Annotated in this window: 15 protein-coding genes; 7 read left to right on the forward strand and 8 right to left on the reverse strand. The window is 44.9% G+C overall.

Annotation, left to right across the window (positions count from 1 at the left end; all coding sequences use genetic code 11):
• The coding region (locus LAY41_RS31130; protein ID WP_249106449.1) for a hypothetical protein at positions 1 to 231 on the reverse strand (231 nt) is incomplete at its 3' end.
• On the opposite strand from LAY41_RS31130, the gene LAY41_RS31135 reads away from it, so the two are divergent.
• Both LAY41_RS31135 and LAY41_RS31140 read left to right on the forward strand, forming a co-directional pair.
• Positions 218 to 1,216: a WD40 repeat domain-containing protein gene (locus tag LAY41_RS31135; RefSeq protein ID WP_249106450.1), complete on the forward strand. Its 999-nt coding sequence runs from the start codon at positions 218 to 220 to the stop codon at positions 1,214 to 1,216. The genes LAY41_RS31130 and LAY41_RS31135 overlap by 14 nt on opposite strands.
• Positions 1,213 to 2,868: a WD40 domain-containing protein gene (locus LAY41_RS31140; protein ID WP_249106451.1), complete on the forward strand. Its 1,656-nt coding sequence runs from the start codon at positions 1,213 to 1,215 to the stop codon at positions 2,866 to 2,868. Before LAY41_RS31135 ends, LAY41_RS31140 begins: the two co-directional genes overlap by 4 nt.
• Positions 2,869 to 2,951: 83 nt before the next feature.
• On the opposite strand, the gene LAY41_RS31145 is transcribed toward LAY41_RS31140, so the two are convergent.
• The gene (locus tag LAY41_RS31145; RefSeq protein WP_249106452.1) at positions 2,952 to 3,431 is read right to left on the reverse strand and encodes a DUF29 domain-containing protein; all 480 of its coding nucleotides are present in this window, start codon (positions 3,429 to 3,431) and stop codon (positions 2,952 to 2,954) included.
• A 53-nt stretch (positions 3,432 to 3,484) separates the two neighbouring features.
• Between LAY41_RS31145 and LAY41_RS31150 the strand changes: the two genes are divergently transcribed.
• Positions 3,485 to 6,745: a CHAT domain-containing protein gene (locus LAY41_RS31150; RefSeq protein WP_249106453.1), complete on the forward strand. Its 3,261-nt coding sequence runs from the start codon at positions 3,485 to 3,487 to the stop codon at positions 6,743 to 6,745.
• 185 nt (positions 6,746 to 6,930) lie between these two features.
• On the opposite strand, the gene LAY41_RS31155 is transcribed toward LAY41_RS31150, so the two are convergent.
• A complete protein-coding gene (locus LAY41_RS31155) occupies positions 6,931 to 7,467 on the reverse strand; it encodes a hypothetical protein (RefSeq protein ID WP_249106455.1) in 537 nt (178 codons plus the stop codon).
• Between the two features lie 118 nt (positions 7,468 to 7,585).
• Between LAY41_RS31155 and LAY41_RS31160 the strand changes: the two genes are divergently transcribed.
• Positions 7,586 to 8,422, forward strand: coding sequence for a DUF1838 family protein (locus LAY41_RS31160; protein ID WP_249106457.1), 837 nt, complete (start codon positions 7,586 to 7,588; stop codon positions 8,420 to 8,422).
• 504 nt (positions 8,423 to 8,926) lie between these two features.
• On the opposite strand, the gene LAY41_RS31165 is transcribed toward LAY41_RS31160, so the two are convergent.
• Positions 8,927 to 9,259: a hypothetical protein gene (locus LAY41_RS31165; protein ID WP_249106458.1), complete on the reverse strand. Its 333-nt coding sequence runs from the start codon at positions 9,257 to 9,259 to the stop codon at positions 8,927 to 8,929.
• 84 nt (positions 9,260 to 9,343) lie between these two features.
• Between LAY41_RS31165 and LAY41_RS32700 the strand changes: the two genes are divergently transcribed.
• On the forward strand, positions 9,344 to 9,787 hold the full coding sequence (locus LAY41_RS32700) for an S-layer homology domain-containing protein (RefSeq protein WP_338023084.1): 444 nt from the start codon (positions 9,344 to 9,346) through the stop codon (positions 9,785 to 9,787).
• Here the strand turns inward: LAY41_RS32700 and LAY41_RS31175 are convergent.
• Positions 9,784 to 10,404 carry a tetratricopeptide repeat protein gene (locus LAY41_RS31175; RefSeq protein ID WP_249106459.1) on the reverse strand — a complete coding sequence of 207 codons (621 nt, stop codon included), beginning with the start codon at positions 10,402 to 10,404 and terminating at the stop codon, positions 9,784 to 9,786. The genes LAY41_RS32700 and LAY41_RS31175 overlap by 4 nt on opposite strands.
• 775 nt (positions 10,405 to 11,179) lie before the next feature.
• On the opposite strand from LAY41_RS31175, the gene LAY41_RS31180 reads away from it, so the two are divergent.
• Positions 11,180 to 11,389 carry a hypothetical protein gene (locus LAY41_RS31180; RefSeq protein WP_249106460.1) on the forward strand — a complete coding sequence of 70 codons (210 nt, stop codon included), beginning with the start codon at positions 11,180 to 11,182 and terminating at the stop codon, positions 11,387 to 11,389.
• A 51-nt stretch (positions 11,390 to 11,440) separates the two neighbouring features.
• Here the strand turns inward: LAY41_RS31180 and mltA are convergent, their stop codons facing one another.
• From mltA to LAY41_RS31195, 3 genes are all read right to left on the reverse strand, one after another.
• Entirely contained in the window at positions 11,441 to 12,691 is a 1,251-nt protein-coding gene (gene mltA / locus LAY41_RS31185) for a murein transglycosylase A (protein WP_338023085.1), read from the reverse strand.
• 156 nt (positions 12,692 to 12,847) lie between these two features.
• On the reverse strand, positions 12,848 to 13,405 hold the full coding sequence (locus LAY41_RS31190; RefSeq protein ID WP_249106461.1) for a hypothetical protein: 558 nt from the start codon (positions 13,403 to 13,405) through the stop codon (positions 12,848 to 12,850).
• A 431-nt stretch (positions 13,406 to 13,836) separates the two neighbouring features.
• The gene (locus tag LAY41_RS31195; protein WP_249106462.1) at positions 13,837 to 14,052 is read right to left on the reverse strand and encodes a winged helix-turn-helix domain-containing protein; all 216 of its coding nucleotides are present in this window, start codon (positions 14,050 to 14,052) and stop codon (positions 13,837 to 13,839) included.
• A gap of 409 nt (positions 14,053 to 14,461) precedes the next feature.
• On the opposite strand from LAY41_RS31195, the gene ftsH4 reads away from it, so the two are divergent.
• Positions 14,462 to 16,336, forward strand: coding sequence for an ATP-dependent zinc metalloprotease FtsH4 (ftsH4, locus tag LAY41_RS31200; protein ID WP_249106463.1), 1,875 nt, complete (start codon positions 14,462 to 14,464; stop codon positions 16,334 to 16,336).
• Positions 16,337 to 16,426: the final 90 nt, after the last annotated feature.

Below are 16,426 nucleotides of genomic sequence, written 5' to 3' on the forward strand. Positions count from 1 at the left end.
ATTAATTCCCAGACGGGCAAAGCCAACAGCATCATTAATTCCCAGACGGGCAAAGCCAACAGCATCATTAATTCCCAGACGGGCAAAGCCAACAGCATCATTAATTCCCAGACGGGCAAAGCCAACAGCATCATTAATTCCCAGACGGGCAAAGCCAACAGCATCATTAATTCCCAGACGGGCAAAGCCAACAGCATCATTAATTCCCACCCAGGCTTTGCCCAAAGTCATAGCCTCCTCCACTTCCACCAAAACTCTCAGGCATTCGCGCTATCCGGTCAATTCGATCGTTTTTATCCCGCGCCGCAACATCCTTGCCAGTGGCGGATATGATGACATCAGCACAGACGGTCGGGAAGGCACCATCAAGCTGTGGAACCTAGACAACGGCCAACTGCTACGCACTCTCACCGGACATACAGACGAGGTGCGTGCGATCGCGTCCAGCCCAGATGGAAACATTTTAGCTTCCGGCAGCCATGACAACACCATCAAGCTGTGGAACCCCAATAACGGACAACTGCTACGCACCCTCACCGGACATTCCGACTGGGTTGCTTCCGTCGCCATCAGTCCCGATGGAAAAACCTTAGCCAGTGCCAGTTTTGACAAGACCATCAAAATTTGGGATCTGCACACCGGACAACTGCTGCGTACCCTCACGGGACATTCCGCCCCAGTGCAGTCCGTTGCTTTTAGTCCGATCCCCCCCAACCCCCCTTCACAAGGGGGGCTAGGGGGGATCTTAGCCAGCGCTAGCAATGACAAAACCGTTAAACTGTGGAACCTACGCACCGGACAATTGCAAAATACCCTCACCGAACATACCAACTTCGTGTTGTGCGTTGCCATCAGTCCAGATGGTAAAACCTTGGTAAGTGCTGGTTATGACAAAACTATTAAATTATGGAACTTACGCACCGGCAAACTGCAAAATACTCTCAAAGGCCATTCTGACCTGGTGCCATCGATCGCAATTAGCGCCGATGGCAAAATTTTAGCCAGCGTAGAGGGCAGTTGGGACAACACCGTTAAGTTATGGGATTTGCGTACTGGCGAATTTCTGCGCGACTTGCAGGCACACAAAAGCAATGTTGTAATTAAGGGTGAGAGTCTCGCCTTTAGTCCCGACGGTAGGGGCGGGTTTGCAAACCCGCCCCTACTCGCCAGCGGTAATAATGACGGAATAATCGAAATTTGGCAGGTGGATAGATGAAATTTTCCTATGGATTATCGGCGGCGTTAATCGGTGCGGCAATTGTAGTAGTGCAATCTCAAATAGCCGTAACGCAACAACAAACATTAGATGATAAAGCCATTGGCGAAATGGCTAAAGATGTCACAGTTCTGATTAACGGCCAAAATCCGGGGTCAGGCGTAATTATTTCCAAGCAAGGCAACAATTACTACGCCCTCACTGCCAAGCACGTTGTGGCAACCCAAGATCAATACGAAATCGTCACTTCCGATGCCAAGACACATCCCTTGAACTATAGTACGGTCAAAAAATTGCCTGGGATTGACTTAGCCGTTGTTCAGTTCACCAGCGACCAAAACTATCGCGTTGCGGAATTAGGCGATTCCGATGGAGTGACCGAGGGCGCTACAGTTTATATTGCCGGTTGGCCCCGTCCCGGACGTGCGATCGCACAAGCCATTTACCAAATGACCAAAGGTAGCATTTCCGGTCGTCCCCTGCAAGCATTAGAAGATGGTTACGGTTTAGTTTATACCAACATCACCCGTGCGGGCATGAGCGGTGGCCCCGTATTGGACGGACAAGGGCGCTTGGTTGGCATTCACGGACGGGCGGAAGGAGAACCTGTTTTTAATCCAGAAACTGGGGCAACAGTTGATGTTAAATCTGGATTTAATTTGGCAATTCCTATTAGCACATTTCTGAAAGCAGCGCCACAGTCAGGAATTAACTTATCTTACTTAGGAGACAACTTTTCTCCAGAAAAAGTCCTCTCCGGGCATACAGAATTGGTTCGGAGTGTCGCTATCAGCCCAGATGGTCAAATTTTAGCGAGTAGCAGTTCCGACAACACCATCAAAATTTGGAACACAAGTACTGGCAAAGAGTTGCGTACTCTCACCGGACATTCCAAGCCCGTTTGGCAAATTGCTATGAGTCCAGATGGTCAGACTCTCGCCAGCAGCAGTAATGACGCAACCATAAAGATATGGAATCTAGGTACTGGGCAACTGCTGCACAACATCATCAATGGGGACTCAACATCTAATTCAAGTGTTAGTTCTCTCGCCTTTAGTCCCGATAATCAAACTTTCGCCAGTGCTGGTTACGAACCTCAAAGAAACATCATCAAGATTTGGAACAAAAGCACTGGCAAAGAGTTGCGTACTCTCACCGGACATAGCAATTATGTTAATGCTGTTGCCTTTAGTGCGGATGGTAAGACTCTCGCTAGCGCTAGTGCCGATAAAACTATCAAACTTTGGAATGCAAACACGGGAGAATTGCTGCGTACTTTCACCGGACATTCAAATTATATTACTTGCGTCGCAATCAGTCGTTTTGGACAAATTGTTGCCAGCGGTAGTGCTGACAATACTATCAAAATTTGGAACGCCAACACCGGAGAATTATTGCGTACTTTAGAAGGACATTCTGCGATAGTGAGGTCTATTGCTATTGACCCCTACGCACATATCCTCGCTAGTGGCAGCGATGACGGTACAATCAAAATTTGGAGTCTGCATACGGGTCAACTGGTGCGTACCCTGGAAGTCCGTAATTCTCAAAGGCAACTCATAGAAGTTAATTCTTTAGCTTTCAGCAATGATGGGCAAATGATGATTAGTAGCGGTGGAGTTGGTTTAAGCATTTGGCAGGTGAAGCGATGAAGTTTTGCTATGGATTAGATAGGTGAATTATGGTTCAAGCCTTACGCAAACTAATAACATTTCCCGAATTTATTCAATAATCTTCAGTTGTAGGTTTGTAGGTCGAAAAACCAATCTTCGTTTAAAACTTGTTCTAAAGATGTGGGGGGTGCTTCTGGGAAAAAATCAAGAGGCCGATCGATTAAACGAGCGATAACCTTTTTGGCATCTAGGTAAGTCACTGAAAAAATTTCACCCAAATAAGGTTTTAAGCTAGGGCTATCTGCTAATTCATCTCTAATTTCTTGACGAAACGTTGTTATTTCCGATTTCCATTTGTTAGCGTTGTATTCTCTTTCTGATTCCCAGTAACCAAGCTTGAGTAAGTGTTCCCAGAGTCGCGTTAGGAGGCTTTTAACCGCTCGTCGGTTGTTTCTACCCATGCTTTCCAACTCTTCAAATAAATTTTCCCAATCGACATTGGGAAACTGTCCGTCGCGCAATTGTTGTATAGTTGTCTCTAGCCAGAGTTGATAATCTCGATCGTATAAGGTTGACGTAGTTTGTTCTGTCGGTGTTTTCATAGACTTGTTACACTCTTATATAGAAAGATTCTTTTTTGAGCAAAAACTTGTTCATGTACCATCATTTTAAGCGCTTTAGCCTGTTTACTGCGACGCTGTTGTTTTCTCTACTCCTGACACCTTCTGAGTGGAAAAGCTCACATCTTTTGTTGGCGCAGTCGATCGCAGTTTCCCAGAATAATACTGTTGGGGTAGATCGATTATTTGAACGAGGTGTCGCCCAATATCGTTCCGGTGAGTTTCAAGCTGCACTGCAAACATATCAACAAGTTTTGGCAATTCGCAGAAACCAAAAAGATAAAGCTGGTATCGCCGCTACCCTCAACAAAATCGGCGAAGTTTACACCAGTTTAGCCGACTATGACAAAGCTTTGTCAAATTTGCAAGCAGCTTTAACTATTCGTAAAGAACTGCGCGATCGATCCGGTATTGGCGAAACTCTCAACAACATCGGTTTTGTTTATCGCCAATTAGGTGATTATCCCAAAGCATTAGAATTAAATCAACAAGCTTTGGCAATTGCTAAACAAATCGGTAACCGTGCAATTGAAGGAGAAGCGCTGCACAACATAGCTGCCATTTACGCGGCACAAGGTGATTATGACAAAGCCTTAGAATTATATCAACAAGCTTTAGCAATTCGCCAGGAAGTAGGAGACAAACGAGACGAAGGACGCACCCTTAATAATATCGGCGGCGTCTACTCTAGTTTAGCAGAATATAATCAAGCCCTAGAATACTATCAACAAGCTTTAGCGATTCGTCAAACCATCAAAGATAAAGCTGGTATCGGACGCCTCCTCAGCAATATTGGATTAGTTTATCGCCAACTAAGTCAGTATCCGAAAGCGCTGGAATACTATCAACAAGCTTTACCCATTCTCCAAGAAATTGACGATAAAGCTAGCGTTGGTAGTACTATCAACGGCATAGGCGTCATTTACGAAAATTTAGGTCAATATGATAAAGCTTTAGAAGCTTATCAGCAATCTTTGGAAATTGCCAAAGAGATTGGCGACAAAGTTGGTATTGGCAACACTCTCGATAATGTTGGCGGTATTTCTTATAGTCTAGGAAAATATCCTCAAGCGCTTGAATATTATCAACAAGCAATAGCAATTCGCAAACAAATTGGCGATCGCGCTGGCGTGGGAAACTCTCTCAATAATATTGGCGGTGTTTACTATAACTTAGGTCAATATCCCCAAGCATTAGAATTATTGCAGCAAGCATTGGCGATTCGTAAAGAAATAGGAGATAAGGCGGGAGAAGGTCGGGCTTTGGATGCGATCGGCATTATTAACGATAATCTCAAAGATTATAACAAAGCCCTGGAATATTATCAACAAGCTTTAGCAATTTCCCAACAAATTGGCGATAAAGCTGCTGAGGGAGACGCACTCGATCATATTGGCGGCGTCTCTTCTAATTTGGGACAATATTCCCAAGGACAAGAGTTTTTACAGCAAGCATTAGCAATTCGTCAACAAATTGGCGACAAAGCGGGAGAAGGTCGCACCATTAACAGTATTGGCGGCGTTTATTACAGTTTGCGTCAGTATCCCAAAGCCCTGAAATTTTTACAACAATCTTTAGTTATTCTGCAAGAAGTAGGCGACAAAACTGGAGAAAGTATAGCCCTCGGTAACATCGGTTATTTGTTAGAAAAACAAACTCAGTCAACCTTGGCAATTATCTTCTACAAACAAGCGGTTAATGTTACAGAATCTATCCGCAAAGATTTAAAAATCCTGTCTCTAGAACAACAAAAATCTTTCACAGATACTGTTGCAGACACCTATCGCCGATTAGCCGATTTGTTACTAAAACAGAATCGCGTTTCGGAAGCACAACAAGTTTTGGATTTACTGAAAGTTCAAGAGGTAGACGAGTATCTCCGAAATGTGCGTGGAAATGACCAAACAGCAAAAGGCGTTGATTTTTTGCCGCAAGAACAACAGATTTCTGAAAAATACTCCCAAGCGGTGCAATTAGGTAAAGAATTGGCACAATTACGCAGCATTCCAGATAGCCAACGCACACAGACTCAGCAACAAAGGATTGCCGAATTGGAGAGAATGCAGCAGCAAGAAAAGCCAGAATTGAATGAGTTTGTCCGCAGTCCAGATGTTGTGGCGTTGGTGCAGCAGTTGAATCAGAAATCTAAGGGAGAAAATTTAAATCTGCCCAATTTAAATCGCGTACAGGAGAACTTGCGGCAGGTGGAAAAACCAGCTGTACTGCTTTATCCGTTAATTTTAGAAGACAGAATCGAATTGGTGCTGGTGACTGCTAATTCAGCGCCAATACATCGATCGGCCCCTGTAAAACGGCTGGTAGTAAAACAAGCGATCGCACAATTTCGCCAAGCTTTACAAAACCCCTCTACCGATGCTACCATACCAGCACGTCAGTTATATAATTTACTAATTAAACCAATAGAAAAAGACATCTCGAATGCCAAAGCTCAAACAATAATATATGCCCCAGATGGACAATTGCGCTACATTCCTTTAGCAGCACTTTTTGATGGCAAACAATGGCTAGTGCAGCGTTATGCCATTAACTACATCACCGCCGCCAGTTTGACTAACTTAACCCCCGCACCCAGACATACCCCCCACGTTTTAGCCGGTGCTTTTACCAGAGGTAATTACAACTTTCCAGTAGGAAATAATGAATTTTCTTTCGCCGGACTACCCTTTGCAGGTCGGGAAGTAAACAATTTGGCAGCGAATATTGACAACACACTTATATTATTAGATAATGCCTTTAATCGCGAAGCAGTTCTTCCCCGCCTGAATGATTACAACATCGTTCATTTTGCGACTCATGCTGCCTTCGTCACAGGTCAACCGGAAGAATCTTTTATTCTGTTTGGCGATGGTAGTCGCGTTAGTCTCCGCGATGTCGAAAGTTGGTCATTACCGAATGTAGATTTAGTAGTGCTAAGTGCTTGCGAAACTGGCGTCGGAGGTCAGCTGGGTAATGGAAAAGAGATTTTGGGCTTTGGTTACCAAATGCAAAAAGCTGGTGCTAAGGCAGCTATAGCCTCATTGTGGTCAGTTTCGGATGGTGGCACTCAAGTGTTGATGGATACCTTTTACGCAGCATTGCGAAAGGGCAACATTACAAAAGCCGAAGCTTTGCGCGAAGCTCAAATCGCTTTAATTACCAACAACTCTACAACAGGAGACGAACAGCGAGGCATCGCCGTGCGTGCGCGTGCTGAGGGGAGTGTATCGCGGATCGCAAATCGCCTCAATCATCCCTTTTACTGGGCACCATTCATTTTAATTGGCAATGGATTTTAGATTGGGGCATCGGGCATTTCAGGTATGTTGTTGCGCTTGGGCGCTATCTTAAAGAGCGTTGAAGCGCAACAACATACCAAATATTTAACTATGGCTATATCTCCTTGAACTATATCTGTAGTAGTTGTTTTGGAATGGACTAGGGATTAGGTACTGGCAAGTAAAAAGGCTTACTTTTAACTTTTCTAGCCCCCTATAACTTGTTGCAATGCCTGAGACATTAGCTGCCGTTGTTCGGTATCGTAACCCCAACGTTCTAAAAAAACTTTATAGCTTCCCTCTCCGGTAATGGCACTTTCCAATATTTCTCGACAGATGGAGTAGACGCCAGGACGATCGACCAATTTAATCAGATGGGATGTGCGATCGCGTACTCTCTCACTAGACTGTGCCATCTCCTCGTCTCCCTTGCGCCGATGGGTAAGTGCCATAGCCGCAGACATCGCCACATTCTTCGCCAATAGTTCTGCTACCGTATCGGAATGCGATCGCAATGCCTGCACAACTTCCGGCGAGGGATTGTCTGCAAGAGTTTGGTCAGATGTCAAGTAGGTGACGAAAAATCCTCTGGCACCGTTTTGAGTTTTAGCTAAATCTGAAACGATCGTTCCTATCTCTGATGGTGATAATTCACCCGCCTCCATCTTCTTCAGCAAAGACCCAGAGAGTGCGATCGCCTTCTCAAACGTTACATCTGATGGAACTTGTATAGATTCAAGCATTTCAACTCCCTATTGTCAATAATGCAGCCCTATTTTCAGATTCTAACCAAAGAAAGTTTCTTTTTGCAGCTTAATCGTCTATTTTGAGCGATAGTTTCAAGATATGCAGGTACAAAATATGAGCTTAGCCAAATCGACTATTACTGATGAGCAGTTTGTCAAGGTACGTTGCAGCACTGACGGCAGAACTCACTATTTAGAAGCTACAGGTGCCATGTACGCTCAACCGATGGATGATGATGAACCGCTGCACTTGTTTGATTTTCTGGGCGTGGATATCTCGCGCTGCATTAAGGATGAAGCGAATTCGCGTTGGACTTTGGTGAGTCGTAAAATTACTCTTTATCTCGATCGCGAAACAGGTGCAATTTTAAAGTCTTGGCAAAATCCTTGGACTGGCGAGACACTTAACGTCTTGCACCGTTCTTATGACTACCAGGAATTCCAGATTCCCCAAAAATTAATAGCTTACATAGCTTCCGAAATCTCTTACATATCATTAGATTTTAACGCTAAACTGCCTAACGAGTTAGCAAACAATCCTAAATATGCCGATTATTCGCCCGAAGAATATCTGCGAGCGTCAGATTCCTACAAATTCATTTTTCCGACCAAGATGCTTGATGATAGCGAAGTAAGTCCAAGTGAAAACCGTTCCGTAGCGCTATCTTATTATCGCATGGGGCCGTGGGAACCTTGGATGAAAATGAAGGGTAAGCCTGGGTTTCTTGTATTGAACTACACTGGTAGCAAAACTGATGTATTTGAGGAGTTAGCTCCAACTATAAAAACAATAATTGAAGAGAGGATGCCTTTATTTCGCGAAGCTCCTTCCTGTAGATTAGACCGTTCGATCGCCACCAGCTGGAGTCGTTTTGAAGAACAGTTTGATGCTTACTTACAAGGGGAGGAATTTCCTTTGCCAGCACCAATGAAGGATGAGCTTTGCCTATAATATTATATCTAGTTGAATTTGTCTAGATGCAGCCAAGCCGTCCAGGGTCAGAACCAAGCTGAGCCAAGACGGTCTGGGTGCTAGGATTGTCTATTTTATGAGAACACTCGACGTTTATCACTAAGGCCGCTGGTATCGAGGATTGCGCCTCGCCTTTGTGATAAGACAGTGGAAGAAGCGAAAAAAACTCCACACCGTCTATGCCGATAAGCAAGCACTGTTCAGACATCTACGATCGCTTTTATTTGATGTCTGACAATGGGATACAGCGGTATAACACCCATTCAGTGTTGTTTATCTCTTTCACTACAATAACTATTTGCCAGGTTGAATTCGCTCGTCCTTGAGGGAGAACTAAAGTCAGCCAATGGATAGAATTACCTATCCCATCATATCATCCTTGACAGTGATGGCATTAATTTTCTGGATATATCCAGGCAGAATTGTGGCTTTATACCTCGCTCCAAACAATCGGGATAACTCGAAAGTCGTTCAACGGTTATATTATCGGGTTGCGTCTCGGTTGGGGCGGTATGGGTTTGTGGTTGGGTTGGGTACTCGGACTTGCTTTTGCCGCCGCGATTTTAACTTGGCGGTTTTATCGTGTAACTTCGTCGCTTGTCGAGAAACAAAAGTCGGAGCTTTTGCTTTGCGATCGCACCTGACAGATCTACCAGTTATATGATGTCCGGTGGCATCGATAGTTATAAGATCGATATCTGGAAATTGTCTGTTGTCATCGTTGGTTAATTTTTTACCGCAGATAAAGAGGGATGCACGCAGATGCACGCAGATATGATAAGGCGAATTTTTTAGGCAACCGATGCTACCGGACATGATATTATCCCAGTCCTCCAGTTTAAAATACAATAACTATAGTATGCCGATTTCAGTAAACTCACTTTTCCTCGAATGCCACCAATGTCCAAAAATAGATTACCAAGTATATTATTGCTATTTCCAGCAATAATAATCAGTCCTTTGGCAGCAGTAGCACTTCCTACCACCGCAACACCCTCAACTGCGCCGAATTACGGTTGCATCAGCGGGTATAGCAACGGCACTTATCAAGGAAATCGTCCCCTAACTCGCTACGAATTTGCCGCAGCCATGAATGCTTGCCTAAATCAAATCGATCGGCAACTTGAAAACAATCCAGCCGATCGGGCCACAAAAGAAGACTTAGTTGAGCTAACCGATCGCATAAACCGCGATCGCCAGGAATTGCAAAACTTGAGCGATCGCCTAGCAGATTGGGGGGCTGGGGGGGAGAAAAGCGTAAGTCCTATTATCACAAGAAATAAACGGTTCCTAATAAAAAAACCAGCAGAACAACATAATCTGAAAACCAGATATTTCCTTTAAACCCAGCCTCGCAACTGTTGGTGTACCTTCGCCAAATACCACATATAGTCATCGAGTTGGTACTCTTTAACCGCTTTGACAATATAATCCTTTGAACGCTCTACATCCGACTCTGCTTCATAGTACAATCCCAGGTAAAGATGGCTGTAAAATTTGCCGCGTTTACCATCTTTCTCACACGCAGCAAAAACCTCCTCTGGAGTACAATTTCCCGCATACAGTTCGTACACCCAATTCATCACGAATCGCGGCTCGTTTTTTACCGTAAGGAGTGAATTTCGCGCTAGGGCTGCACCCTTAAGTCGAGCGATGCAAAGATATCGCCATACAGTCTCCTCTACGTCTTGAGAATTCACGCTCAAGTCCAACTGAAACTGCTTGGCACCTTCCTCAAATTTCTCGGCATAATAGAAGGACAAGCCGCGCTGCCACAGGTATGGCGCGACTGTTGGGTCGAGCTTTTCTGCTGTGTCAAAATCTTGAATAGACTCATCAATTTTAGCGAGTTTAAAATTTATCGTGCCACGCCGAATGTAAGCCTTTGGGTCAAGATGGTGAGAGCTAATGAAGTTGTTCCACCAAGACAGTTCATCAACGAGTGAAGTTTGACTAGCCATTAGTATGAGTAAGCTTTCCTGAAAGATTATTTAGTAGAGTGGTAAGAACTTCACTATAGCGGACTCTACCCCTCTGGCTCAAGCCTCTGTATTTGTGGTTCTTTCGTGTCAAATATGCTGATTTGGGCACGGCATAATTAAATCTTTTGTATGACCGACATATTTATGATGCCATGTCCCTACAATAATGTTCCTTATGAACATTATTGTAGGCCGGATTCCGAAAGACCCAGCTTTTCTGACATTAAGAGAATGTATATTTTTAGTCAGTTATGGTGGCAAAATGGTATTCTATAAGCAAGGCTCATCTGAATCAAAGCATCCTCATCTGGTTAAACTGTTAAAAAAAGCTCAGCAATACGGTATAACTCGAAGCTGAACTATATAAGGAATATTCCTTGGGGAAAGCTGCGTAAAGCCGCTCTGGACTTGGTTTTATTTTACAACGACACTTATCTATCGGAGTTTCGCATACTACCATCAGTCTTGGGATATAAATAGGAAGTTACTACGCTTGATAGAGTTTTTGACGTCCGCTGGCAACTATCTTTAAGTTATCAAGGCTTACGTCAAACTCTATAGTTAGAAGCAATAGGGTGCTAAGCAAATCTACCATCAATGGGATCGGGTTAAAGTTGCGTGAATCTTGAATGTTTAGTTAATAAAACGTTATACCCTCGTTATGCACCCCCTCTGTTTGCAAGATCGCAATAGTCTCTCTTCACAAAAAGGAGTCGCTGGCTGTACAAAAACAGCTTCAAGAGAAGGTTTAGATATGGATAACTCTATCCCTGACGAGACTTCTTTTGTACCATCTGAGCTTTACGAAGTATTGGCTAAGATTGCCGCTTCCAGTCAGATTACAGCAGCAGACCAAGCTGTGCTGCAACAAGCCTTTTTAGAAGATCAACTAAATGAAGAAGAACATCGCGTAGTTAACCGTCTGCATCACGCCCTTTTAAAAGGACGTATTAAGGTGGTATAATATCGTTTCAGGGTTACCTTCAACCGCCATTCATCTGCGTTTTAGGCAATATTATTTTTTCAGCAGCAAATAATATAATTGCCCATTACCGACAGTTACGCCAGCGCGATCGCCTGCCACCTTCCCAGTTCCCAGAAAATAATCAACACGCCCCCCTCCTTTTATAGCGCCTCCCGTGTCTTGGTCAAGCACATAGCGCGTCACAATGCGATATTCTATCCTTGAGGCAGAATTGACGAAAGGAATGGACGCATAAATTAGCGCTAAAGCACCGGGAGGCATTAGAGATTTATCCGTTGCGATCGATCGTTCTGCTGTTAGCGGTACATGAATGCTGCCCATAGCAGGGCCACCGTGATTTTCTTGGAAAAAAACAAAACTGCGATCGCGTGGCAGATAGTTATTCAGTTCCTCTGGATACTTTTTGAAATACTCAAGTATAGTCGGCATCGTCATACCCTCTAAAGGCAATTTTCCATCATTTGCCAGTTCTAGCCCGATACTTTTATAGTTGTAAGCCGTATTACCCGCATACCCCACCGAAGTTTCGGTGCCATCAGTTAGCTGAAGTCGCGCAGAACCTTCGATATGAATCAGGTATGCTTCCAGGCGATCGCGCAACCAGAACAATTCTAACCCCCGCAACCGACCTTGAGAACCTTGCAAACCATCCTTTCCTTCCAGCTGTTCGCGTGTGGGGTGCGGTCTGGGCCAAAACTTTAAATTTGGTGGCAACCTATATATAGGATAGCGATACTCTGGCCCTCGGACTCGACTAGCTTGATGAATTGGCTCATAGTAAGCGGTAAACAAAACATTTCCCAAACCGTCTCTCCCAATAGATTGATAGAAGACAAACTCGCGTTTCGCAGCTGCCTGAAGTTCCGTCGGTGAATTAGACTGCTTCACCAAATCTCGGAATCTTTTGAGGCTGCGAATTACGCGATCGCGTGTAATCTCCGCGTCAGGATACCGCCGATAAACAGCAGCAGCATCGTCAGTTTGCAAGTAACGCAGACTCTGCGCGATCGACTTCAAAAGCGCCTCTTTATCTGGAGATCGATCGTTTTTCCCCCACAACTGCTCATCGAAACCCACTAGATCTTCCAACTCAGGGATAAGTCGCAGCGGCATAACTGATGACCCTGGTAAATTGGGAATGGTCGAAGATGCAAGCGGGTTCTTTTTTACCCGCTCTTCCGACCCCTTATCCAACGGTTTTATGGATAAGTAAAAACTTATCAGAGTCATTCCCAGGCTGAGGATAATTAAAGCAAGCGTCTTTTCGATCGGATTATTCATTAGTCATTAGGAAAGGGAAGATTGAAGAATTGCATATTTACAATTTATTTTGAATGAAAAATTGTAAATATGCAATTTTTCCATATAAAATTATCCGAACAATATAGGGATGCTCTTTGCGTCCCTACATCTCCTCCTCTTTCCAGTTCTGACCAATCACTTATTACCTTCTGTCGCCTTTTTTATAGCCGCCTTTTCTAGTGCCGCCTTTTCTAAGGCTGTTGTAACCATTGCTTCATCCAAGGTTTTCCGTGCTTGTTCCGCTTCGGTCAAAGCTTCTCGAAGTTGAATATTGGTTTGGGCAAAATTTTTCAGAGATTTGAGTCCTTCTTTGATTTGTTGTATCTGTTCAACGCTGACAGTCCCCTCAAACAAAAGGTCGATTTGGGTGCGAGCTTCTTGTGCAGTAGGGCGTAACTCTTCTACTTTCTGGCGGAGGGTTGCAAATTGCGTCAAAACTTGTACAGCCTGTGTAATGGTGTCAGTCTCTTCTGTTGTTCTCTCCTGTTGATTTGAAGAACCTTGCTTTGAAGGAGTTTTAATCAGAATTAATTCGTCTGGGCCGAATCCATCTTTTAAATCGATCTCTACTTCTCCTGAATCCATGAGTTCGACTAATTTTTCGATAGCAGCCTCACGATTTTTCCTAGTATCGTTTCTTCCTGGAATGTCGAGTATAATCGATGGATCTTCAGCTAAGGAATATTGTGGCATCCTCTAACTCCTATGCGGTCAAGTGTATATAAATTAGCAGGTTACTGGGTTGTTGATAAGATAATTATACTAAATATTTTCACCATAATTACTGCTCTTATTAGATTTTTGCTTAAAACAAAAGAACTTTTTTTCAAGTTTTGTATGCCAGTGGGAAGAGGCAAGTTTACTTGACGGGATAGAGAGTACAACCCTCTGAAATTTGGGATCTTGAAAGCAATGTGAATAAAATTTTCAACAACCGCATATTTTACACTATGCTGGGAAACAAAATCAAAACGGCGGCTCTGCTGGGACTGCTCAGCGGCCTGCCGGTTCTAGGTGGGTCGTATCCGGCGTCTACAGAAATTCGCTAGGCAAAAGCAAGCCTCGGCAGTTTTGATCTAAGGTTAGTGCAGTATCTGTAGGGTGCGTTAAGAGCCACTCTGCTTTTAAATTTTAGTTTCCTCTGAGCCACCAACTGGGTAGTAACGATGTTTGTTAGGATTGTTCGCATCCAGTTGGGAATAGATCAAGCTCAAGCTTTCCAGCTTTTGCAGATGCTCGCGTGTGTTTGTGCGCGAAAGTTGCGCGATAGCCATTATTTCGCGTGTAGTCAGTCCTGGTTGTTGTACTATCGCTCTAAAAATTTTTTCGCGGGTGTTCATAGCCGAACTCAGCAAGTCGTTTTATTGACTGACGATCGCAAACTAAATGTTTTCTTACAATACGCCACACTCCTGCTCCGGATCGCAGGGAGTGGGGGCTAGAAAAGTCACTCATTCAAAAGTCAAAAAGGGGAGTGGGAGACTGGGAGAGTGGGGGAGAATGACTAATGACCAATGACCACTGACCAATGACCAATGACCACTGACCAATGACCACTGACCACTGACCAATGACCAATGACTCGATCGCATCAGAGGTAACAAAATGTTAAGCTTGTAACAGTTAGACAGAGTTTTTGATGAGTTGGAGGCGAAAAACCCCCAACCTGAGTCGTCTTACTTTGATTTGAGTGCCTCGATACTCAAATTAAGGCAGAAAACGGCTTAAATTTAAGGAGAATTCAGATCAATGGCTATCAAAGACCAGCCTCAAACCCCTCGTTTTCGCCAGATTGGCAATATTCTGTTATTGCTGTCGGGCTTGTTCCTGCTGGCGAACTTGTTTTTGCCCGGTTTATTTGGCCCTCGGACTCCTAGAGTACCTTACAGCTTGTTTATCCACCAGGTGGAAGAGCAAGAAGTGGAGCGGGCCTTGCTTGGTCAAAACGAGATTCGTTACCAGCTCAAAGGCCAGGATAGTCAGCTAGGGCAAGTGCTTTCTACCACACCCATTTTCGATCTAGAGTTGCCCAAACTTCTAGAGCAAAAAGGAGTTGAGTTTGCCGCTCCACCTCCACCGAAGAATGGCTGGTTTACCAGTCTGCTAGGTTGGGTGATACCGCCGCTGATCTTTATTGCCATCTGGCAGTTTTTCGTCAATCGCGGTGGCGGTGGCCCTCAAGGGGCGCTCTCAATTGGGAAGAGCAAAGCTAAGGTTTATGTAGAAGGCGAGTCAGCCAAAATCACTTTTGCTGATGTAGCTGGGGTGGAAGAAGCCAAGACCGAATTAGTCGAAATTGTCGATTTCCTCAAGACTCCAGGCCGTTTCACCCAACTTGGGGCGCGTATCCCCAAGGGCGTGCTGCTGATAGGGCCACCGGGTACTGGGAAGACTCTCCTAGCTAAAGCTGTGGCTGGAGAAGCAGGTGTGCCTTTCTTTAGCATCTCCGGATCTGAGTTTGTGGAACTGTTTGTCGGCGTCGGTTCGGCAAGGGTGCGCGATTTGTTTGAGCAGGCAAAGAAACAAGCGCCCTGTATTATCTTTATTGACGAGCTGGATGCGATCGGCAAGTCTCGTAGCAGCGGTGGTTTCTACGGCGGTAACGACGAACGCGAACAAACTCTCAACCAGTTGCTGACTGAGATGGATGGTTTTGCAGCCGGAAATACGACTGTGATTGTGCTTGCTGCAACTAACCGCCCCGAAAGTTTAGACCCAGCGCTGTTACGTCCTGGGCGTTTTGACCGACAAGTATTGGTAGACCGTCCAGATTTAGCGGGTCGCGAGGCGATTCTCAAGATTCACGCGCAAAAAGTCAAGCTGGGGCCGGATGTAAACTTGAAAGCGATCGCCACTCGTACTCCTGGCTTTGCCGGTGCAGATTTGGCAAACTTAATCAATGAAGGCGCTTTGCTGGCAGCTCGCAACCGACGCGAAGCTGTGGCGCAAGCAGACCTGGCAGAAGCGATCGAGCGCGTAGTGGCCGGTTTGGAAAAGAAAAGCCGCGTCCTCAACGAAAAAGAGAAAAAGATTGTCGCCTACCACGAAGTCGGTCACGCCCTGGTTGGCTACTTGATGCCGGGTAGTGGTAAAGTCGAAAAGATTTCCATCATACCTCGCGGTATGGCAGCTTTGGGTTATACGTTGAAACTGCCAACCGAAGACCGTTTCTTAATGGATGAAGGCGAAATTCGAGGTGAAATTGCCACCCTATTGGGCGGACGTTCGTCAGAAGAAATTGTGTTTGGCAGCATCACAACTGGTGCATCCAACGACTTACAGCGGGCAACCGACTTGGCAGAACGGATGGTCATGACCTACGGGATGAGCAAGATTTTGGGGCCTTTGGCTTACGAAAAAGGTCAGCAGTCGTTCCTGGGTGATGGTGGTATGCCCAACTCGCGCCGCATGGTGAGCGATGAGACGGCCCAAGCGATCGATCGCGAAGTGAAGGAAATTGTAGACACTGCCCATCAGCAAGCCTTGGATATCCTTAAACTTAACCGAGATTTGCTGGAAACAATCTCCATCAAACTCTTGGAAACAGAGGTGATCGAGGGTGAGGAATTGTACGGACTGCTCGGCCAAGTTAAACCTGTCGATAAGGTAGCGGCTGCGGTTTAAGATATAGCCGTTTTCATACCAAATCCGCAACGATTACCCCCTTTATGTCTCTAGGCTGTAGAGACGTTTCATGAAACGTCTCTACAATGT

The organism is Argonema galeatum A003/A1, from assembly GCF_023333595.1.
Taxonomy (GTDB): domain Bacteria; phylum Cyanobacteriota; class Cyanobacteriia; order Cyanobacteriales; family Aerosakkonemataceae; genus Argonema; species Argonema galeatum.